The sequence below is a fragment of the Microbacterium sp. C7(2022) genome (genome assembly GCF_028823665.1).
In the GTDB taxonomy this organism is placed as follows: Bacteria; Actinomycetota; Actinomycetes; order Actinomycetales; family Microbacteriaceae; genus Microbacterium.
The window spans coordinates 112852-133110 of record NZ_JAPEHV010000003.1; the positions used below are offsets into that span (position 1 = coordinate 112852).

Genomic DNA, 20259 nt, shown 5'->3' on the forward strand with positions numbered 1-20259 from the left:
ATCGCCATGCCAGACACCGAGCGGGCCTCGCCCGCTTCGCAGACCCTGAGCCGCGGCATCCGGATCCTCGAGATCCTCGCCGACGCCCGCGAGCCGCTCACGATCGACGAGATCGCACGGCGACTCGGCGTGCACCGCTCGGTCGCCTACCGCCTGCTCCGCACGTTGGAGGACCACGGCCTCGCGGTGAGGGACTCGGCCGGGCGCGTCGCACTCGGCGCCCGCATGGCGGCGCTGGCCGCCGGCGTCGCCCACGACCTTCAAGCCGAGGCACTACCCGAACTCACCGCCGTCGCGAACGAGCTGGGCATGACGTGCTTCCTGGCAGTCCTCGACCACGACCAGTGCATCACGCTCGCAAGCGTCGAGCCGCGCCACGCGATCGCCTCGGTCGCACAGCGCCCGGGCGCGCGGCATCCGATCACGGTCGGCGCGCCCGGCAAGGCGATCCTGTCCTTGCTGGCACCGGCCGAATTGCCCGACGGAATGTCGGACCGCCTGCGAGCCGAGGTGGACCAGGTCATGCTGACCGGATACGCCACCAGCCACGACGAAGTCATCCCTACCGTGCAGGCGGTCGCCGTGCCGCTGTGCGTGCGTGGTCATCGGCCCGCCGCGATCGCCGTCGTCCATGTCTCGAGCCCGGTCGACCAGACTGCCATCGCCGCGCGGCTGACGCGCTCGGCGACGGCGATCCGCGAAGCTCTGGGGAGCTGACGCCAGTGCTTCTCCGACGGGTGCGTGCAGCTCCGCCAGAACGCCGCCCACCCACTCCACTGCCGCCTCGGACGTCAGAACGATGCCCCCGCGTCATGGCGAACCTCGGGCGACATCTCTGGACGATCTCTTGCGCCAGCGTGGCGCCGAACCCGATGACCAGTGTTCGATCGACGCTTGCCCCGACTCCGAGCGATCATATACGATTTCGAATACGACGCAGAGCGAGGGAGCTCATGACCATCAACACCACACCGGCGAGCGCCCCCGACCAGCGGTTCGCCGCACTCCCCTCCCGTCCTGGGAAGATCATCGCGGTGCACTTGAGCTACGCTTCGCGCGCCGCGCAGCGCGGGCGCCGGCCCGACGCCCCCTCCTACTTCCTTAAGCCGTCGAGCTCTCTCGCGGCGTCGGGCTCGGCCATCGAGCGCCCGTCGGGGACCGAACTGCTCGCCTTCGAGGGCGAGGTGGCGGTGATCATCGGTGAGCCGGCCCGCAGCATCACAGCGGAGGCGGCTTGGTCGCACGTCGCGTGGGTGACGGCATCCAACGATTTCGGCGTGTACGATCTTCGTCCCAACGACCGAGGGTCCAACGTGCGATCCAAGGGGCGAGACGGCTACACGCCGATCGGCCCCGCCCTCATCGACGCGCGGACGGTCGAGCCCGACGCCCTGCGGGTGCGCACCTGGGTGAACGGCGTCCTGGCACAGGACGACACCACCGAAGAGCTGATATTCCCGTTGCCGCAGATCATCGCCGACCTCGCGCAGCACTTCACTCTCGAGACCGGCGACGTCATCCTCACCGGCACCCCCGCGGGCTCGTCCGTGGTGGTTCCCGGCGACGTCGTCGAGGTCGAGGTCGACGCACCCACCGCTCCCGGCACCCCCTCCTCGGGACGCCTGGTCACCGAGGTCGCCGAGGTCGAGGCCTCCTTCGATCCCGCTCTGGGATCGCTCCCGGCGACCGACGACGTCCAGCGCGCCGAGGCCTGGGGGTCGCGCGAGGCGGCCGGCCTGCCGCCCGTGCGCCGCGGGCTTTCCCCCGAGCTGCGGGAGAAGCTCGAGAAGGCCCCCGTCGCCGGGCTGTCGCAGCAGCTGCGCAAGCGCGGTCTCGACAACATCTCACTCGACGGCGTGCGCCCCATGCACCCCGGGGCCAAGCTCGTCGGCACCGCACGGACGCTGCGCTTCGTGCCGAACCGCGAAGACCTCTTCCGCTCGCACGGCGGCGGCTACAACGCGCAGAAGCGCGCGTTCGACGCCGTCGGCGAGGGCGAGGTCATCGTGATCGAGGCTCGTGGCGAGCGGGGCTCGGGAACACTCGGCGACGTCCTGGCCATCCGCGCCCGCGCGCGCGGCGCGGTCGGCATCGTCACCGATGGCGGCGTCCGCGATCATGACGCCGTCGCCGCCGTGGGGATCCCGGTCTACTCCGCCGGCGCCCACCCCGCGGTGCTCGGCCGCAAGCATGTGCCGTGGGACACCGACCTCACCATCGCCTGCGGTGGCGCGACGATCCAGCCCGGCGACGTGATCGTGGGCGACGCCGACGGTGTCATCGTCATCCCGCCCGGTATCGCCGACGAGGTCGCCGATGCGGCTCTGGCGCAGGAGGACGAAGATGCCTGGATCGCGGTCAAGGTCGCCGAGGGGCACCCCGTTGACGGACTGTTCCCGATGAACGAGGAATGGCGGCGTCGATTCGAAGAAGAGACCCGCCGATGAGCGCGCCCTTGCCTGCGACATCGAGCAAGTCGGAGCAGGCGTACTCCTGGATCCGCGAACGGATCGGTCGGAGCGAGTACGGCCCCGGCTATCGACTCGTGCTGGGCACCATCGCCGACGCGCTCGATATGAGCGTCGTCCCGGTGCGCGAGGCCGTCCGACGGCTCGAGGCCGAGGGCCTCGTCACATTCGAGCGGAACGTCGGGGCCCGGGTGGCCGTCGTCGACGAGACCGAGTACGTGTACACGATGCAGACGCTCGGCGTCGTGGAAGGAGTCGCGACCGCCCTGTCGGCGCCTCACCTCACCGACGCCGACCTCGACCGCGCGCTCGAGGTCAACGGTCGCATGGAGCGGCTTCTCGAGCACTTCGACGCGCACACCTTCACTCTGCTCAACCAGCAGTTCCACTCGGTGCTCTACGAGACCTGCCCGAACCCCCACCTCCTCGACCTGGTCCACCGCGGCTGGAACCGGCTATCGGGCATCCGCGACTCCACCTTCGCGTTCGTTCCCGGACGCGCACACCATTCGGTCGAGGAGCACGCCGAGATCATCGATCTCATCCGCGCGGGCGCCGATCCGCTCGACATCGAGCTCGCCGCCCGGCAGCACCGCTGGCGCACGCTGGACGCCTTCATCTCCTCCCGCCATCCCGACACTCTCGACTGAATCTTTCGAAGGGGAACTCCCATGACCGACACCGCCCTGGTCGCATCGCAGCGACACGTGCCCGCCGACCTTCCCACCCGCATCCAGCACTACATCGACGGCGAGTTCGTCCACTCGATCGACGGCGACACGTTCGACGTGCTCGACCCGGTCTCGAACAAGGTGTACCTGCAGGCCGCTGCCGGCAAGAAGGCCGACATCGACCTCGCTGTCGCCGCCGCCGCGCGCGCGTTCACGGAAGGGCCGTGGCCTCGGATGCTGCCGCGCGAGCGCAGCCGGGTGCTCCACCGGATCGCCGACATCGTCGAATCGCGCGACCAGCGCCTGGCGGAGCTGGAATCCTTCGACTCGGGTCTTCCGATCACCCAGGCCCTCGGCCAGGCGCGCCGCGCGGCCGAGAACTTCCGATTCTTCGCGGACCTGATCGTCGCGCAGGCCGACGACACCTTCAAGGTTCCGAATCGCCAGATCAACTACGTCAACCGCAAGCCGATCGGCGTCGCCGGGCTCATCACGCCGTGGAACACGCCGTTCATGCTCGAGTCGTGGAAGCTGGGGCCGGCGCTCGCCACCGGCAACACCGTCGTGCTCAAGCCCGCCGAGTTCACCCCGCTGTCGGCGTCGCTGTGGGCCGGCATCTTCGAGGAGGCGGGGCTCCCGAAGGGCGTCTTCAACCTCGTCAACGGCCTCGGCGAAGACGCCGGCGACGCGCTCGTGAAGCACCCCGACGTCCCGCTGATCTCGTTCACCGGCGAGAGCCGCACCGGCCAGATCATCTTCGGCAACGCCGCCCCCTACCTCAAGGGCCTGTCGATGGAGCTGGGAGGCAAGTCCCCCGCCGTGGTGTTCGCCGACGCCGACCTCGATGCGGCGATCGACGCCACCATCTTCGGCGTCTTCTCGCTCAACGGCGAGCGCTGCACCGCGGGCAGCCGCATCATCGTGCAGCGCGAGGTCTACGACGATTTTGTCGAGCGCTATGCCGCCCAGGCGGCGCGGGTGAAGGTCGGCTACCCCCACGATCCCGCGACCGAGGTCGGTGCGCTCGTGCACCCGGAGCACTACGACAAAGTCATGAGCTACGTCGAGATCGGCAAGACCGAGGGGCGCCTGGTCGCCGGCGGCGGCCGGCCCGAGGGCTTCGACGAAGGCAACTTCATCGCACCGACCGTGTTCGCCGACGTCCCGCCGGATGCGCGCATCTTCCAGGAGGAGATCTTCGGCCCGGTCGTGGCGATCACCCCGTTCGACACGGACGAAGAGGCGCTGGCCCTGGCCAACAACACCAAGTACGGTCTGGCCGCCTACATCTGGACCAACGACCTCAAGCGTGCGCACAACTTCGCGCAGTCGGTCGAGGCCGGCATGGTGTGGCTCAACTCGAACAACGTGCGCGACCTGCGCACCCCGTTCGGCGGCGTCAAGGCCTCGGGCCTCGGCCACGAGGGCGGCTACCGCTCGATCGACTTCTACACCGACCAGCAGTCGGTGCACATCACCCTGGGCGAGGTCCACAACCCGACGTTCGGCAAGCAGGAGCACCACGATGCGACCGACCTCGACGACCCCGACCCCCGCTGACCGGGAGCGGCCGCGCTCTCATCCCGCCGCCGCTCCCGCACCACACATCACCATCGACCCAAAGCAAGGACGCTGACATGACCGCCCAGACCGACAAGACCCTGACATCCTCCGGCTTCTCCGTGAGCCAGGAGGCCCCGATCCACACCGACAACCCGATCCCGACGCCGTCGTCGCCGGCGCCCGACATCCTGCGCTGCGCCTACATGGAGCTGGTCGTCACCGACCTCGCCGTGTCCCGCGCGTTCTACGTCGACGTCCTCGGCCTCTACGTCACCGAGGAGGACGACACCACGGTCTACCTCCGCTCCACCGAGGAGTTCATCCACCACAACCTCGTGCTCCGCCAGGGACCCATCGCCGCCGTCGCCGCGTTCTCGTACCGCGTCCGCACCCCCGAAGACCTCGACAAGGCTGTCGCGTTCTACACCGAGCTCGGCTGCCGCGTCGAGCGCAAAGCCGACGGCTACACGAAGGGCATCGGCGACTCCGTGCGCGTCACCGACCCGCTCGGCTTCCCCTACGAATTCTTCTACGCCACCGAGCACGTCGAGCGACTGTCATGGCGCTACGACCTCCACACGCCGGGCGAGCTGGTGCGCCTGGACCACTTCAACCAGGTCACTCCCGACGTCCCGCGCGCGACGAAGTTCATGCAGGACCTCGGCTTCCGCGTCACCGAAGACATCCAGGACGAGGCCGGCACCGTCTACGCGGCCTGGATGCGCCGCAAGCCCACCGTGCACGACACCGCCATGACCGGCGGCGACGGCCCCCGCATGCACCACGTCGCCTTCGCCACGCACGAGAAGCACAACATCCTCGCGATCTGCGACAAGCTCGGGGCGCTGCGCATGTCGGACCGCATCGAGCGCGGCCCCGGCCGCCACGGCGTCTCGAACGCGTTCTACCTGTACCTGCGCGATCCCGACGGCCACCGCGTCGAGATCTACACGCAGGACTACTACACCGGCGACCCCGACAACCCCGTCATCACCTGGGACGTGCACGACAACCAGCGCCGCGACTGGTGGGGCAACCCCGTCGTGCCGACCTGGTACACCGAGGCATCGCTCGTGCTCGACCTCGACGGCAACCCGCAGCCGGTCATCGCCCGCACCGACGACTCCGAGATGGCCGTGACCATCGGCGCCGACGGCTTCTCGTACACGCGTCCGGACGACGCCGACGAGATGCCCGCATGGAAGCTCGGCGAGTACAAGCTCGGCCACCAGCTGTAGGGTCGGCGGATGCTGACACCCGAGCAGATCGCGTCGATCGCCGACGAACTGGCCGAGGCGGATCGCAGCCACGGTGTGATCCCCCGGATCACCGCACGCTACCCCGAGGCGACCGTCGAGGACTCGTATGCGATCCAGGGCGTGTGGCGCGACACGAACCTCGCCGCAGGTCGGCGTCTGGTGGGGAGGAAGATCGGCCTCACCTCGAAGGCCATGCAGCAGGCGACCGGCATCTCGGAACCCGACTACGGCGTCATGTTCGACGACACCGTGTACCCGTCGGGTGCCGAGATCCCGGTCGACCACTTCTCGAACGTGCGGATCGAGGTCGAGCTCGCGTTCGTCCTCAAGACGCCGCTCGAGGGCCCCGACTGCACCCTCGAAGACGCGCTCGCTGCGATCGAATACGCCGTGCCCGCCCTCGAGGTGCTCAACTCGCACATAGAGCTCGAGGGCCGCACGATCGTCGACACGATCAGCGACAATGCCGCGTACGGCGCGATGGTGCTCGGCGATGTGCACCGGAGCCCTGACGAGATCGACCTGCGCTGGGTGCCCGGCGTGCTCTCCCGCAACGGCGAGATCGAAGAGACCGGCGTCGCCGCCGGCGTGCTCGGGCACCCGGCGACGGGCGTCGCGTGGCTGGCGAACAAGTTCCACCAGCACGGCGCGCGACTCGAAGCGGGCGAGATCATCCTGGCAGGCTCGTTCACGAGGCCGATGTGGGTCTCGCGCGGCGACACCGTGCACTGCGACTTCGGACCGATGGGAACCATCTCATGCCGCTTCGTCTGACCCCGACCTTCCGCAACGACCTGGCCGCGGCATCCCGACCCCTCGCCGGGATGTGGGTGTGCACCGGCTCGCCGCTCGTGGCCGAGATCGTCGCCGGCTCGGGCCTGGACTGGCTGCTCATCGACATGGAGCACGCCCCCAACGGCCTCGAGTCGGTTCTCGCGCAACTCCAGGCGGTCGCGGCGTACCCGATCACCCCGCTGGTGCGCGTGCCGTCGAACGACACGGTGACGATCAAGCAGGTCCTCGATCTCGGCGCCCAGAACCTCCTCGTGCCCATGGTCAACAGCGCGGCGGATGCCGAGGCCGCCGTCGCCGCCGTGCGCTACCCGCCACGGGGTCACCGGGGCGTGGGCTCGGCGCTCGGCCGCTCGGCGCGCTGGAACCGCGTCGACGACTACCTCGCGCACTCCGACGACCACGTCTCGCTGTTCCTCCAGGTCGAGACCGCCGACGCGGTCGCCGCGGCAGCCGAGATCGCCGCCGTCGACGGCGTCGATGGCGTCTTCGTCGGCCCGAGTGACCTTGCAGCCTCGATGGGGCTGCTCGGAGCCCAGACCCATCCACAGGTTCAGGCCGCAGTGCTGCGCACGTTCGAAGCGGTGCACGCAGCAGGCAAGCCGGTCGGTGTCAACGCATTCGACCCTGCCGTGGCGCAGGGGTATGTGGAGGCCGGGGCGGAGTTCGTCCTCGTCGGCGCCGATGTGGCCCTTCTCGCGCGCGGCTCGGAGGCGCTCGCATCGCGCTGGGTGGGCTCGCCCGATCGGGGCGAACGCGCATCGTACTGAGGCGTTCCGAAGCGCCGTGCGAGCGACGAACGCCAGCGCTTCTCCTCCGCCTCGCGGCGGCAGGTCGGGCGACGCTATTCGTAACGGAGCGACTCGACGGGGTCGGCGCTGGCCGCGCGCGCGGCGGGGAGTGTGCCGGCGACGAATGCGATCACCATCACAACGACGATGATCGTCGCGATCGAGACCGGGTCGAAGGCGATCAGGGTGAGCCCGGGTAGATCCGAGAGCAGCGTCGTGGACAGTCCGGCATTGAGGGCGGAGCCGGCGATCATGGCGATGCCGGTACCGATGGCGCTGCCGAAGAACCCGAGGAGCGTGGCTTCCAGGCTGAACAGGGTGAACACACGACCGGACCCCATACCCATCGCCTTCATGAGTCCGATCTCACGGGTGCGCTCCTGCACGCTCATCAGGAGGGTGTTCACGATTCCGAAGCTCGCGGCCAGCAGTGCGATGATCGCGAACGCATTGAGAACGAGCACGATCCCGTCGATCACCGTGGTGACTGTGCCGAGCTGGTCGGCGACTGTCGTGCCGGTGAATCGATGTACTAGCGCCGAGAGCGAGACGCGTTCCCCCATGCCGCTCAACAGCCCGAACTGCACCAATCTCGGTCAGGTCATCGGCTCCCACGGCGCCATCAGGCCCAGCAGCACCACCGCGATCACCATACTGAAGACCACCAGCAGTCCCGTCCGGCGGGCCACCCGGAACGCGACGCCGTGCGGGGCGATGGCGACCGCTGACGCCAGCCCCGGCGACAGCACCCCCAGCACCGCCATCACCCCGACCAGGACGACCATCAGTGAAAGAACCGCTATCGGCCATGTGCGACGGAAGGGCAACGGAGCAACCGCGATGATCGCTGAGGCGACGCTGGTCCACGACGGGACGGATAGTGCCTCTCCGGGACTCGGTGCGATCGTCAGATCAAGGACGACGCCGCCGGACACGACGTCGGAAACCCATGCCGGTACCCGCACAAACGTCTCCGCGTACGCCGAACCGGATTCATGAGCCACACGCACAGATTCGGTCTGCCCAGTCTCGATACAGTGACACCACTCACGAGACGACACCACGGCCACGCACCGGTGCGGTAGTATTCGATACGCTACGAATCGAATTCTATTCGCGAGGAGAAGCCGTGGATCTTGCCCCGAACGATGCGGTCTGGGTGTCATACCGGCGCACGGCTTTCGGAAGAGCTCGCAAGGGCTCGTTCGCCGCAGAGCGCCCCGAAGACCTCGCGCTCACGGCCGTGCGAGCCGCACTGGCCGACGCCCCGGGGCTGCGTCCAGCCGAACTCGACGACTTCTACCTCGGCACGGCCGTACCCGAGGGCGCGCAGGGCGACAACGTCGCACGACGAATCGCGGTGTACGCCGGCCACGACGGACTGCCTGCAGCAACCTTCAATCGCTTCTGCGCGTCATCGCTGCAGGCTGTCGCGACCGCCTCGCAGGCGATCCGCGCCGGTGACGGAGACGCCTTCCTCGTCGGGGGGATGGAGTCCACGAGCAGCACTCCCCCTGCGCCTCACGACATCTACCCCGGAGGGGAGGCCGCGGCGGAACGCGTCGACGCCATCCTCGCATCCGGGCGCGAATGGACCGACCCGCGCACGGAGGGCCACACCCCTGACGTGTACCTGGCCATGGGGATGACCGCCGAGCTCGTCGCCCGCCGCACCGGCACGACGCGGCCCGATCAGGATGCCTGGGCGCTGCAGTCACAAGAGCGCGCGGCCGCCGGGATCGAGGCGGGATTCTTCGCCCGGGAGATCGCACCTCACACGCGCGCCGACGGCAGTGTGATCACAGCGGACGACGGACCGCGTCCCGGAACGACCTTCGACGGCCTGGCCGCGCTCCGCCCCGCCTTCCTGGAGTCGGGCACCGTGACCGCCGGCAACGCGAGTCCCCTCAACGACGGGGCATCGGCCGCGGTCATGATGAGCGCACGGCGTGCGCACGAGCTCGGCCTCGCACCCCTGGCACGCGTGCGGGGTGCGGCGGCCAGCGCACTGTCTCCCGAGCTCATGGGCCTCGGACCGATCGGCGCCACCGAGCGACTGCTCTCGCGACTCGGACTCACCGTCGCAGATCTGGATCTCGTGGAACTCAACGAGGCGTTCGCTGCCCAGGTCGTCCCCGTCGTGCGCGAACTCGGGCTCGACCCCGAACGGGTGAATGTCCACGGTGGCGCGATCGCTCTCGGCCATCCGTTCGGCGCGACCGGCGTCAGGCTCGTCGGCACTCTCGTCAACGCCCTCCAGGCGAGGGACGGCCACCTGGGTCTGGCGACACTGTGCGTCGGCGGCGGCCAGGGCATGGCACTCGTCGTCGAGCGGCTCGCCTGATGATGGGTGAGATCGACCCCTTCATCCTCGCGCTGACGTCGGACGAGCCCGTGCTCGAGTGGTTCGGGATGGCGATCATAGAGGCGTGCAGGGGCGGAGCGACCGTGACGCTCACGGTCGCCCCGCATCATGTGAACGGCAACCGCATGACGCACGGCGGCGTCGTGTTCGCGGTCGCGGATCAGGCGTTCGCGATGGCGGCGAACACCGTCCTGCACTTCGCAGCGACGGCCGACGCGAGCATCCAGTACCTCGCCCCCACCCGCGCGGGTGATGCGCTGACCGCCCGCGCTCGGACGACCTACCACGACGAGCGGCGCGCCGTCATCGATGTCGAGGTGACCGTCGGGGACCGCGTCGTCGCGGTGTATCGAGGCACCGCCCGGGCGACTCGGCGCGCCTGAATCGCCCGGGCGGCGCGGCGATTACGCCGTCGTGCGGCCCTTCACGAACTCACTGTCGGGTAGGTCGGTGACGGGGAGCCCCGACGCGATCAGCGCCTGGCGGGCCTGCTTCATGAGGCGGTCGGGGATGCGCGGGGCGGGCGCCCGGAGTGCACCGCCGTTGAAGCCGGCGAGCCACTCCTGGTATTTCCAGCCCGTGCGGTTGATGACCGTGGTCCCGATCGCCGAGCCGGTGAGGATCGCGGTGTTCGCCGCCCGCGCAGGTGCTACCTGCCACCAGAGCTTCATCGCGTCTTCCCACTGCCCGTTGCGGGCGAGGTCGAACGCGCGGGGGAAGTAGTCGCTCATCCAGTTCGTGTTGCTCGTGCCCGAGAACTGGAAGTCGAGCACCGACATGAGCGGAATCGTCTCACCCTCGATCGGGCACGAGATCACGACCTCGTCACGGAAATGGTGGTACATCTCCATGATGCCCGGGATCCCCGGGTTCCCCTGCTCGGCCTTGATCGCCACGATGTTGGGAATCTCGTCGAGAACGGTCCGCACCCACGGCACCGGCATTCCCGCGTTGTCGATCCGCTCGAATCCCCACGCGGGCAGCCCGAAGAGCATCACGCCGAGATCCGTCGAATCCGCCAGGCGCTTGGTATAGTCGAACACCTCATCAAGAGACGTGGGCCAGAACGCCGTCGGGTAGGACAGCAGAACGCTGTCGACGCCCTCCTTCTCGGCGAGCGCGAGAGCGTGGATGTTCTCCTCGAGCGTGTTGAACGCGGCGTGGAAGAAGAGCTGGAAGTCCGGGCCGCCGGCCTCGCGCGCGACGGCGGTGATCCGCGCGTTCTCCTCGGGGGTGACGTTCAGCTCGGTGACGAGGAGGGTGCCCGCGAAGCCGAGATCCTTGAGCTTGAGGATGTCGTGGCGGATCGCGTTCTCGTTGATCCCTGCGAAATCAGGCGTGTAGGACGGCATCGTCACCGCGATGGCGCCCTTCCAGTGCTCCTTGGCCCACTCGCGGGCTTGGCTCTTCGTGTAGTCGACCATGGGTGGGTAGCTCCTTCTATTTGCGGGTGGTGACGATTCCGACCGGCAGCGCTGTGCCCACGCCCCGCTCGCGCGCGAGATCGACGAGCGCTTCGGCGACGACGATGTCCTGCAGACCTGATCCGGTCGATTTGTAGATGCGGATGCCGCAGTCGCGGTCGACGGACCGCACTTCGAGCAGGATGTCGTTGAGCGAGGCCGTCAGCGCATCGACGTCGACCCCTGCGGCGCGCGCGGCGATCAGGTCGCCGCTTCCGTTGACCACTTCGTCGACACCGTCCGCGACGATCAAGTCTGCGCGCGAGAGGAGGTCGGCGGGCAGTTCGCGCTGAGCGGGCGTCGTCGAGCCGATGGACACCACCGTGGCGTCTGCTCCGACCCATTCCGCGGCGATCGTCGGGCTCTCATCGCGGGAGCGCGCCGCGCACAGGATGAGATCGGCTCCGCGAGCGGCTTCTTCTGCCGTCTGGGCCGGCGTCACCGGCACGCCGAGTGCGTCCGTGAATCGCCGCGCGAAGGCCTCGCGGTTCGCCGCGGTCGGGCTGTAGACACTCACCGAGCCGAACGACGCGACCAGGGCGAGCGCCGAGGTGTGCGACTGCGCTTCGAACCCCGACCCGATCACACCGACCCGCAGCGGCCGCGCCGGAACGAGTCGCTCCACGGCGACAGCCGTGGTCGCGGCCGTGCGCAGTCCGGTCACGCGGTTGCCGTCGACGAGGGCGACCAGGTCGGCCGTCTCCTTGTCGAACAGCGAGATCAGATAGCTCACCTGGAGCCCGTCCGCAAACGACCCGTTGATGGACTTCGCGCCGAAGAGCCTGCCGCTGACCGGCACGGATGGCATGACGCGCGTCCACTCGCGACCGGAATCGGCGAAGATGCGGCCCGGATTGCGACGCTCATCCGCCGACGCCGAGTAGGCATCCCGGATCGCTCTGATCGCCCGGGGCACATCCGAGAGCGCAGAGATATCGGCATCGGTCAGAAAGAGCACCGGCCGAGCGGGTGACTGAGACTCGTTACTCACTGCGACACTCCTTCGTGATACACCGCGTCGTGTTGGAGAAATAATACACGATACGTTTCGTATCTGTTTGAGGTACATTGTGTCTCATCGGCCGAACGATGAGGAGAGGCACATGGCGATCGCGACCGTCAACCCCACCAGTGGCAAGACCGAGATGATCATCGAACCGCACACCCGCGACGAGGTGCTGGATCGCATCGGTCAGGCCGCTGCCGCCGCGGCCACCCTGCGCACCACGACCTTCGCACAGCGGGCGGAGTGGATGCGACGGGCCGCCGACTTCCTCGATGACCAGGCCTCGGGGCTCGCCGAGCTCATCACTGTCGAGATGGGCAAGCCGATCGCCCAGTCGCTCGCGGAAGTCCGCAAGTCGGCGCGGGCGATGCGGTTCTACGCCGACAAAGCCGAGCTGTTCCTCGCGGACGCCCCGCTTCACGACCCGTCCGCGGTCAACGCGAGCCGCGCCTGGACCCGCTACGAACCGCTCGGCGTGATCCTGGCGGTCATGCCGTGGAACTACCCGCTCTGGCAGGTCATCCGATTCGCCGCTCCGGCGCTGATGGCCGGAAACGCCGGTGTGCTCAAGCACGCGTCGAATGTGCCGCAGTGCGCCATGGCCCTCGACTCGTTGTTCGATAACGCGGGTTTTCCCGCCGGCTCGCTGCGTACGCTCCTGATCGGCGGAGCCGACGTCGCCGAGGTCATCGCCGATCCGCGCATCGCCGCGGTCACGCTCACCGGCTCTGAACCGGCGGGTCGGTCGGTCGCCTCGATCGCCGGACAGCACATCAAGAAGGCCGTGCTCGAGCTCGGCGGCTCGGATCCCTTCATCGTCCTGCGCTCGGCCGATGTCGCCGCCGCCGCCGAGACCGCGGTGCGAGCACGGGTCGGCAACAACGGCCAGTCGTGCATCGCCGGCAAGCGCTTCATCGTCCACACCGATGTGTACGACGAGTTCGCACAGGAGTTCACCCGACTGATGGCCGAACTGACGGTCGGCGACCCGCTGGACCCCACCACCGATGTCGGCCCGCTGGCAACCGAGGCCGGCCGCGAAGACCTCGTGGAACTCGTCGAGGATGCGCGGGCCAAGGGCGCCACGATCCTGACGGGCGGCCATGCACCCGATCGTCCCGGCTGGTTCTACGCGCCCACCGTCATCGCCGACCTCCCCGATGATGCCCGGCTCATCCAGGAGGAGGCCTTCGGCCCGGTCGCGTCGCTGTATCGCGCGCGGGATGACGACGATGCACTGCGGTTGGCGAACCAGACCGGTTTCGGCCTCTCGAGCGCGGTCTGGACGACGGATGCTGACCAGGAGCGGCGCTTCGTCGCGGAACTCGATGCAGGCGCGGTGTTCATCAACGGCATGACCGTGTCATATCAGGAGCTGCCGTTCGGCGGAATCAAGCGATCTGGCTACGGGCGCGAGCTCGCCGCCGTGGGCCAGCGCGAGTTCTGCAATCTGAAGACGGTGTGGAAGGCATAGCCTGAGGTGTCGCGGGGCCGCCGCCTCGCGATGCGGACGAAGGAAGTAGTCCATGGCCACTCCCCCCGACTACAACCTGCTGGCGCCCCTGCGTGCGCTCCTCGAGGAGCGCAACGTGACACGTGCCGCCGCTCGCCTGCACGTGTCGCAGCCGGTGATGTCGGTGCACCTCGCGAAACTGCGGGCGCACTACGCCGACGTGCTCCTCGTCCGCCGCGGCAATCAGCACACCCTCACCCCGCTCGCCGAGCGCCTCCTGGCGGCCCTCCCGCACGTCATCGCCGAGATGGATCAGCTGCTGCGCCTCCAGTCGCGCTTCGACCCCGTAACGAGCACGCGCACATTCACGATCGCCGGTGTCGACTACGCCGTCGCGAGGATCGCACCCGCCCTGAGCGCGGCGGCGGCGCGCGATGCCCCCAATATCCGCTTCGAGTTCCCTCCGGTCGACACGCGGCTGGTGAACGGCTTCCCGGATTCGCTCCGGACAATCGACACGGTGATCCTTCCGCACGGCTACCTCGTCGACCTGCCGCACATCGACCTCCCGCTCGAGCGATGGGTGTGCCTCATCGACGGCGCATCGGGAATCGCTGAGAACCCCTCGGCCGACGAACTGCTCACGCGCCCCTGGGTGCAGAACCTCGCTGCCCGAGAAGGGATGAATCCGGCGCGTCGCCAACTGCAGTTCCGGGGTATCGAGATCAGCGTGGCGGCCGTCACCCCGAACTTCTTCGTCATCCCCTCTCTCATCGTCGGCACCGACCGCGTTGCCGTGGTACCGGCCGGCCTTGCCGCGATCGCGGTGACGATGCATCCCCGCCTGCGCGCAGTCACGCCACCGCTGGATCTGGAACCCTTGCACGAGGCTTTCTGGTGGCTCCCCGATCGCGAGCACGACGCCGAGCACAGGTGGCTGCGAGATCTGCTCGCTCGAGTGGCCGCCGATGTGACCTGAGGGTGGTCATCCGAAAATCGGATGGCGGTTATACCTTTCCGCCTGTTCCCAGATGACAGCTACAGCGGCATAGTGGGACGCGGAAGCTCTTGATCGCAAAGCGATACGAGCCGTACCGAACACGAAGGAGTGTTTCTGTGAACATCGACGTCGACGTCGTGGTGGTCGGAGGAGGTCCCGTCGGGACCACCGCCCTCGCGCTGTGCGGGCGAGCTGGCCTGACCGCGATCGCCTTCGAGAAGGATGCCGAGCTCTGGCCCACCGCGCGCGCCGTGCACTTCGACGGCGAGACGATGCGCACACTGCAGGGGCTCGGCGTCGCGACGAGGTTCCAAGAGGTCACGATCCCGATGCGGGATGTCGCCATCGTCAACGAAGCCGGCGAGGTCCTGGTGCACGCCCCGACCGACCGCATCGGCGAGCAGGGCTGGAATGACCACATCAGCTTCCACCAGCCCGACATCGAGTATCTGCTGCGCGAGGTCGTCGCCCAGACGCCGGGCATCGAACTGCGGTGCGGCGTGAAGGTCACCGACGTGGCGGATGCCGACGGCGGGGTCGTGGTGACGACGGTCGACGGCGACGGCACTGTCGGCACGACGCGCGCACGCTGGGCGATCGTCGCCGACGGGGCACGCTCCGAGATCCGGCACGCGCTCGGCATCGAGAGTGACAAGTACGGCGAGGACATGCAGTGGCTCGTCGTCGACGGCCGGCTCGTCGACGCGCCGGGATACGAACCCGACATGATCCAGTTCGGCCGACACACCCGCCCGGCGCTGTGGCTGCGACTGCCGGGAGACCGCGTGCGCATGGAGTTCATGCTCATGCCCGACGACGACCCCGCCGAGATCGTCACTCCGGCCGCGGTCGAACGGATCAGCCGCGGCGCGCTGCCGGCCGACAAGTTCACGCCCGATCGGCAGGCGATCTACACGTTCCGCGGCCGCATCGCCCAGAAGTGGCGCCAGGGCAACATCTTCCTCGCGGGGGATGCCGCCCACCAGGCGCCGCCGCTGTTCGGGCAGGGCCTGTGCGCCGGCATCCGCGACGTGGCGAACCTCGTCTGGAAGCTGGACCTCGTCGCGCGCGGCGTTGCGGACCCGAGTCTGCTGGACACGTACGAGAGCGAGCGCAAGCCGCACGCGACCTTCTGGGTGGAGACGGCCGCCAATCAGGCCGTCATCATCCAGACGACCGACCCGAACGTCGCACACGGTCGCGACGAGTACATCCGCGCGAACCCGGGCGCGTCCGCGGTGCCCGAACCGCCCGCGCTCGGCCCGGGTCTGCACACCGGCGAAGACTCCGGCGGCGGCCGGCTCGGCCCGCAGCCGATCCTTGCCGACGGCACCCGGCTCGACGACATGGTCGGCGCCCACTTCCTCGTCGCCGCCGACCACTCCGTGTACGACGGGCTCTCCGGACCGCTGCGCCGCGCACTCGATGAAGACCCCGACACCGTCACGCTGCTCGATCCCGCGAAGATCTCTTGGCTGCTCGAGACGATCGGCAGCCGCGCGGCGGTACTGCGGCCGGACCACTACATCCTGGGCGTCGCCGAGACCGCTGCGGAGCTCGAGCGGCTCCTGCTGCTCATCCCCTCTCTTTCCACCACCGTCGACCTCGCAGCCGAATCGCGTTAGGAGAACGTCATGTCCTTCAGTCCCATCACCCACATCCGGCATTTCGACATCGCCGTGCCCGACTTCGAGAAGCAGGTCGAGTTCTACAAGAACTACTGGGGTTTGACCGTCCAGCACGACGACGGCGATGTCGTCTATTTCGCCGCGGAGGGCTCGCCCGAGCAGTACACCACGCGGGTGCGGCGCTCGGCCGACAAGCGACTGGACCTCGTCGCGTTCGGCGCCGCCGACCGCGAGTCCGTCGATGCGCTCGCCGAGAAGCTGGCGACCGCGGGCGTGCAGCTCGTGTTCGAGCCGACGGACCTGCAGACGCTCGGCGGAGGCTACGGGTTCCGCTTCTTCGACCTCGAGGGCCGCACCGTCGAGGTCTCGGCGGACGTCGAGGCGCGCCAGCACCGCAAGATCGAGCGCCGCGAGGCGATCCCGGTACGACTGTCGCACGTGGTGCTCAACTCGAACCAGCCCGAAGCGATGCGCGCCTGGTACGAGAAGCACCTCGGATTCCGGCTCTCCGACACCCTCAACCATCCGCACGCGGGCGATCTCTTCTACTTCATGCGGTGCAGCTCGCAGCATCACTCGATGGCGATCGCCCGGGGCCCGCACGCATCCCTTCAGCACGCGTCGTTCGAGATGCGCGGAATCGACGAGTACATGTTCGGCAGCGGCCGGATGATCCGTGCGGGCTACCGCAAGATCTGGGGTCCCGGACGACACCGGGCCGGCGACAACACGTTCACGTACTTCATCGACCCGAACGGCAACACGATGGAGCTCACGACCGAGCTCGAAGAGCTCGACGAGGACTCGTGGCACCCCCACATCTACAACGTCGAGGAGCCCGAGACCTCCGATCTGTGGGGCACCGGCGGCGACATGGACGAGTTCATCACGAAGGAGATGTTCAACGATTCCGACGACCGTCACCTGTTCAAGGCTCCGCCGGTCTGATCCGCGATGACTTCTTTCGCCATCGCCTCCGTCGAACTCGCCGGCGGAATCATTCCCTGCGTCGTCGCCGGTGACGCGGTCTACGACATCCGCACCTCTCTCCCCCGCGTCGCGCGGACGGCGGATCTATTCGCGGACTGGGACCGGAATCTCGATGCGCTGACCGAATACCTCGCGCACGAACCCGAGCCGCTGTGTCGATTCGAGGACATCGTGGCGCAGGGCGGACGCGTGCTCCCCCCGGTGCAGCCGGTCGGCCCGGTCATCGCGGCGGGCGCGAACTACCGTGAGCACATCATCCAGATGAGCGTCGCCCACGGACTCGGCTCCGAGGGCGCGTCCCCCGAAGCGCTGCGCATCGAGGCGGCGGCCGAGATCGACGAGCGCGTGCGGACGGGCGACCCCTACGTCTGGACGGGTCTTCCGTCCGCCGTATCGGGGGCCTACGACGACATCCAGCTGCCCGACGTCGGAACCGACGTGGATTGGGAGCTCGAGCTCGGCGTGTACATCGGCCGTCCCGCGCACCGGGTGAGCACGACCGAGGCCCTGCAGTACGTCGCCGGGTACACGGTCGTGAACGATCTGACCGCGAGATCCCTCGTCCCCCGCGACGACATGGCCAAGATCGGCACCGACTGGTTCCGTGCGAAGAACCAGCCGGGCTTCTTCCCCACCGGCCCGCTGCTGGTGCCGGCACGATTCGTCGCCGAGCCGGGCGATCTTGCGATGCAGCTGCGCCTGAACGGACAGCTCATGCAGGATGCCACCAGCGCAGACCTGGCGTTCGATGTGCTGGCCCTCATCAGCTACGCCTCGTCGGTCGCCCTCCTCCAGCCGGGTGATCTGCTCATCACCGGGTCGCCGGCGGGCAACGGCTCGCACTGGAAGCGCTTCCTGACCGACGGCGATGTGATCGAGGCCGAGATCGCCGGTCTCGGCATGCAGCGCAACGTCGTCCGCGGCGCGACGGGCGTGCTCCCGCCGTGGCAGGCGAGCAGATGAGCCTCCGTCAGAGTCAGTTCGTCCCCCCGGTGCCGCTCATCGCGGCACGCGAACTCGGGCTGCTCGACGGCATCGACCTCGAGACGCGCCGGACGACCGGCAGCCCTGAGCAGCTCGCCGGGCTGCTCGCTGGCGACATCGACGTGTGCGTCACCGCGATCGACAACCTCTTCGCGTGGACTCCCGCGGGCGCCGACGTGCGGCTCGTGGCCCAGATGGAGGCGACGACACCGCTCGGCGTCTACGCGACGCCCGCCGCCGACCGCCCCGCGCAACGCCTGACCGATCTCGACGGGAGCCGGTTCGCGGTGGATGCCGCCGCCAACGGCTTCGCGCTCGTCGCACGCTACCTGTTCGAAGGCGCGGGCATCACCGCGCGGTACGTCGAGGTCGGCGGCGTGAAGGAGCGCCTCGATGCCCTGCTCTCGGGCACCGTCGACGCCACGCTGCTCGGGCCGCCCTTCGACGTCGCCGCACACGAGGCGGGTGCGCCGCTGCTGGCCACGGTGGCGGAAGCGCTGCCCGCCTACCCGGGCCAGGGACTGGTCGTGCGTGCCGAGCTGATCGGATCGCCCGAGCTCTCGGCGTACCTCCGCGCGCTGCGGCTCGCGATCGAGTCGTGCGAAGCGATGACGGATGCCGACGGCGAGGACCTGCTCGAGCGCGCGGGCTTCGGCGCGGCGTCCGCCGCCGCGTGGGCGAGCCGGCCGCGCACCCTCGCGGTCGATCCCGGCGGGCTCGACCTCCTGACGCGGATCCGCGCGCAGCTCGGGCTGCTGCCGCCCGGCATCCGCCTCGAGGATCTCCACGACCCCGCACCGCTGCACATCGCGGTGTGACGCACGCCGATTCGACGAGGAGTCACATGTCATCCCCTGCCGACTCACCCACCCTCACCGCGCTCGACACGCGGCGTGTCGCGCCGTCGGACCGCCCCGACTACTGGTCCGCGGGGATCGCGGAACGCTTCTTCCCCATGCAGGTGGACGCGGTCACGGCGCCCTCGTTCGACGCGCGCCTCGCGGTCGGCGACGTGGGTGCGATCTCCGTCGGCGCGATCCAGGGGCACCCGCACCGTGTGCTCCGTACGTCCCGGATGATCGCCGCCGGGGACCCCGAGAGCATCCTGCTCTACCTTCTCGTGCGCGGAGCCGTGCGCCTCGAACAGGAGGACCGGTCGTGCGTGATGGCCCCGGGTGACATCGCGTGTCACGACACGTCGCGACCCTCCGCGTTCGAAGGCCGATCGGCGTTCGAAGTGCTCGTCTTCAGCATCCCGCGGTGGTTCATCGGCATCGGCGCCGCTGACATCGCCGCACGCAGCGCCACGACCGCGACCCATGCGGGCATGTCACTCGCGCGGGTCGCGGCGCCGTTCCTCGCGGGCGTGGCGCGCACCGCCGCGGGCGGCGCCGGCCTCCCCGCCGATCAGGCGGAGGCTGCCGCCGAGATGATCCTGCCCCTCCTGCGCACGTCGTTCATCGCCGAGCCTCCTGCGGCACACTCGTCCTCGAGCGGGCTCCTCGGCCGGATGCAGCGGTTTGCGCTCGCGCACCTGCACGAGCCGGATCTCGGACCGGAGCGCCTCGCGGCCGCGCACTTCGTCTCCACCCGGTACGTGCACAAGCTGTTCGCGGCGGGAGGGTCCGGAGTGTCGGAATGGATCCGCGATCGCAGACTCGAGGGCGCGACGGCGGACCTGCGCAGCTCACCGACGAGCCCGATCGCCGACGTCGCGGCACGATGGGGCTATCGCCACCCGGCGAGCTTCAGCAGGGCGTTCCGGGAGCGCTACGGCTGCGCACCGCGGGAGCTGCGCGCCATGCCCCTCTCGGCGTGAGGCGCCC

Annotated in this window: 19 protein-coding genes and 1 pseudogene; 16 read left to right on the forward strand and 4 right to left on the reverse strand. The window is 68.9% G+C overall.

Annotated elements, in window-relative coordinates; genetic code table 11:
* Positions 1-6: 6 nt before the first annotated feature.
* From ON062_RS04740 to ON062_RS04770, 7 genes are all read left to right on the forward strand, one after another.
* Positions 7-717 carry an IclR family transcriptional regulator gene (locus tag ON062_RS04740; RefSeq protein WP_274645992.1) on the forward strand — a complete coding sequence of 237 codons (711 nt, stop codon included), beginning with the start codon at positions 7-9 and terminating at the stop codon, positions 715-717.
* 236 nt (positions 718-953) lie between these two features.
* Entirely contained in the window at positions 954-2447 is a 1494-nt protein-coding gene (locus ON062_RS04745) for a fumarylacetoacetate hydrolase family protein (RefSeq protein WP_274645993.1), read from the forward strand.
* Complete coding sequence (locus ON062_RS04750) at positions 2444-3118, forward strand: GntR family transcriptional regulator (protein ID WP_274645994.1); 675 nt, start codon at positions 2444-2446, stop codon at positions 3116-3118. The genes ON062_RS04745 and ON062_RS04750 overlap by 4 nt, the downstream gene beginning before the upstream one ends.
* 21 nt (positions 3119-3139) lie before the next feature.
* The gene (gene hpaE, locus ON062_RS04755; RefSeq protein WP_274645995.1) at positions 3140-4699 is read left to right on the forward strand and encodes a 5-carboxymethyl-2-hydroxymuconate semialdehyde dehydrogenase; all 1560 of its coding nucleotides are present in this window, start codon (positions 3140-3142) and stop codon (positions 4697-4699) included.
* 77 nt (positions 4700-4776) lie between these two features.
* The gene (gene hpaD, locus ON062_RS04760) at positions 4777-5940 is read left to right on the forward strand and encodes a 3,4-dihydroxyphenylacetate 2,3-dioxygenase (protein WP_274645996.1); all 1164 of its coding nucleotides are present in this window, start codon (positions 4777-4779) and stop codon (positions 5938-5940) included.
* A gap of 9 nt (positions 5941-5949) precedes the next feature.
* Positions 5950-6735, forward strand: coding sequence for a 2-keto-4-pentenoate hydratase (locus ON062_RS04765; RefSeq protein ID WP_274645997.1), 786 nt, complete (start codon positions 5950-5952; stop codon positions 6733-6735).
* Positions 6720-7523 carry an HpcH/HpaI aldolase/citrate lyase family protein gene (locus tag ON062_RS04770; RefSeq protein ID WP_274645998.1) on the forward strand — a complete coding sequence of 268 codons (804 nt, stop codon included), beginning with the start codon at positions 6720-6722 and terminating at the stop codon, positions 7521-7523. Before ON062_RS04765 ends, ON062_RS04770 begins: the two co-directional genes overlap by 16 nt.
* Positions 7524-7597: 74 nt before the next feature.
* Here ON062_RS04770 and ON062_RS04775 read toward each other — a convergent pair.
* Positions 7598-8062, reverse strand: a pseudogene (locus ON062_RS04775) (ABC transporter permease); the annotation flags it as partial.
* 78 nt (positions 8063-8140) lie between these two features.
* Positions 8141-8548 (reverse strand): hypothetical protein, encoded by a 408-nt coding sequence (locus ON062_RS04780; protein WP_274645999.1) that lies wholly within the window; start codon positions 8546-8548, stop codon positions 8141-8143.
* A 125-nt stretch (positions 8549-8673) separates the two neighbouring features.
* Between ON062_RS04780 and ON062_RS04785 the strand changes: the two genes are divergently transcribed.
* Together ON062_RS04785 and ON062_RS04790 are read left to right on the forward strand one after the other, a co-directional pair.
* Entirely contained in the window at positions 8674-9888 is a 1215-nt protein-coding gene (locus ON062_RS04785) for an acetyl-CoA C-acyltransferase (protein ID WP_274646000.1), read from the forward strand.
* Positions 9888-10292: a PaaI family thioesterase gene (locus tag ON062_RS04790; RefSeq protein WP_274646001.1), complete on the forward strand. Its 405-nt coding sequence runs from the start codon at positions 9888-9890 to the stop codon at positions 10290-10292. The genes ON062_RS04785 and ON062_RS04790 overlap by 1 nt, the downstream gene beginning before the upstream one ends.
* 21 nt (positions 10293-10313) lie before the next feature.
* On the opposite strand, the gene ON062_RS04795 is transcribed toward ON062_RS04790, so the two are convergent.
* Together ON062_RS04795 and ON062_RS04800 are read right to left on the reverse strand one after the other, a co-directional pair.
* Positions 10314-11333, reverse strand: coding sequence for a dihydrodipicolinate synthase family protein (locus ON062_RS04795; protein WP_274646002.1), 1020 nt, complete (start codon positions 11331-11333; stop codon positions 10314-10316).
* A 16-nt stretch (positions 11334-11349) separates the two neighbouring features.
* Positions 11350-12363: an ornithine cyclodeaminase family protein gene (locus ON062_RS04800; RefSeq protein WP_274646003.1), complete on the reverse strand. Its 1014-nt coding sequence runs from the start codon at positions 12361-12363 to the stop codon at positions 11350-11352.
* Positions 12364-12475: 112 nt separating this feature from the next.
* Here ON062_RS04800 and ON062_RS04805 point away from each other — a divergent pair, with 112 nt between their 5' ends.
* The 7 genes from ON062_RS04805 to ON062_RS04835 all read left to right on the forward strand — a co-directional run bounded on the left by ON062_RS04805 (position 12476) and on the right by ON062_RS04835 (position 20252).
* Complete coding sequence (locus ON062_RS04805; RefSeq protein WP_274646004.1) at positions 12476-13852, forward strand: aldehyde dehydrogenase family protein; 1377 nt, start codon at positions 12476-12478, stop codon at positions 13850-13852.
* 52 nt (positions 13853-13904) lie between these two features.
* The gene (locus tag ON062_RS04810; RefSeq protein WP_274646005.1) at positions 13905-14810 is read left to right on the forward strand and encodes a LysR family transcriptional regulator; all 906 of its coding nucleotides are present in this window, start codon (positions 13905-13907) and stop codon (positions 14808-14810) included.
* Positions 14811-14947: 137 nt separating this feature from the next.
* Positions 14948-16456: a bifunctional 3-(3-hydroxy-phenyl)propionate/3-hydroxycinnamic acid hydroxylase gene (locus ON062_RS04815; protein WP_274646006.1), complete on the forward strand. Its 1509-nt coding sequence runs from the start codon at positions 14948-14950 to the stop codon at positions 16454-16456.
* 9 nt (positions 16457-16465) lie between these two features.
* A complete protein-coding gene (locus tag ON062_RS04820) occupies positions 16466-17407 on the forward strand; it encodes a VOC family protein (protein ID WP_274646007.1) in 942 nt (313 codons plus the stop codon).
* Between the two features lie 6 nt (positions 17408-17413).
* Entirely contained in the window at positions 17414-18412 is a 999-nt protein-coding gene (locus ON062_RS04825) for a fumarylacetoacetate hydrolase family protein (protein WP_274646008.1), read from the forward strand.
* Positions 18394-19251, forward strand: a complete 858-nt coding sequence (locus ON062_RS04830; RefSeq protein WP_274646009.1) for an ABC transporter substrate-binding protein — start codon at positions 18394-18396, stop codon at positions 19249-19251. The genes ON062_RS04825 and ON062_RS04830 overlap by 19 nt, the downstream gene beginning before the upstream one ends.
* 26 nt (positions 19252-19277) lie before the next feature.
* Positions 19278-20252 carry a helix-turn-helix domain-containing protein gene (locus tag ON062_RS04835; RefSeq protein WP_274646010.1) on the forward strand — a complete coding sequence of 325 codons (975 nt, stop codon included), beginning with the start codon at positions 19278-19280 and terminating at the stop codon, positions 20250-20252.
* The last annotated feature ends 7 nt before the right edge of the window (positions 20253-20259 follow it).

What these genes read in the sequence shown, in the direction of transcription:
- ON062_RS04805 (WP_274646004.1), top strand. Translation starts at nt 12,476, where the DNA reads ATGGCGATCGCGACCGTCAACCCCACCAGTGGCAAGACCGAGATGATC.
- ON062_RS04795 (WP_274646002.1), bottom strand. Translation starts at nt 11,333, where the DNA reads ATGGTCGACTACACGAAGAGCCAAGCCCGCGAGTGGGCCAAGGAGCAC.
- ON062_RS04810 (WP_274646005.1), top strand. Translation starts at nt 13,905, where the DNA reads ATGGCCACTCCCCCCGACTACAACCTGCTGGCGCCCCTGCGTGCGCTC.
- hpaE (WP_274645995.1), top strand. Translation starts at nt 3,140, where the DNA reads ATGACCGACACCGCCCTGGTCGCATCGCAGCGACACGTGCCCGCCGAC.
- ON062_RS04790 (WP_274646001.1), top strand. Translation starts at nt 9,888, where the DNA reads ATGATGGGTGAGATCGACCCCTTCATCCTCGCGCTGACGTCGGACGAG.
- ON062_RS04740 (WP_274645992.1), top strand. Translation starts at nt 7, where the DNA reads ATGCCAGACACCGAGCGGGCCTCGCCCGCTTCGCAGACCCTGAGCCGC.
- ON062_RS04825 (WP_274646008.1), top strand. Translation starts at nt 17,414, where the DNA reads ATGACTTCTTTCGCCATCGCCTCCGTCGAACTCGCCGGCGGAATCATT.
- hpaD (WP_274645996.1), top strand. Translation starts at nt 4,777, where the DNA reads ATGACCGCCCAGACCGACAAGACCCTGACATCCTCCGGCTTCTCCGTG.
- ON062_RS04765 (WP_274645997.1), top strand. Translation starts at nt 5,950, where the DNA reads ATGCTGACACCCGAGCAGATCGCGTCGATCGCCGACGAACTGGCCGAG.
- ON062_RS04820 (WP_274646007.1), top strand. Translation starts at nt 16,466, where the DNA reads ATGTCCTTCAGTCCCATCACCCACATCCGGCATTTCGACATCGCCGTG.
- ON062_RS04770 (WP_274645998.1), top strand. Translation starts at nt 6,720, where the DNA reads ATGCCGCTTCGTCTGACCCCGACCTTCCGCAACGACCTGGCCGCGGCA.
- ON062_RS04835 (WP_274646010.1), top strand. Translation starts at nt 19,278, where the DNA reads ATGTCATCCCCTGCCGACTCACCCACCCTCACCGCGCTCGACACGCGG.
- ON062_RS04750 (WP_274645994.1), top strand. Translation starts at nt 2,444, where the DNA reads ATGAGCGCGCCCTTGCCTGCGACATCGAGCAAGTCGGAGCAGGCGTAC.
- ON062_RS04745 (WP_274645993.1), top strand. Translation starts at nt 954, where the DNA reads ATGACCATCAACACCACACCGGCGAGCGCCCCCGACCAGCGGTTCGCC.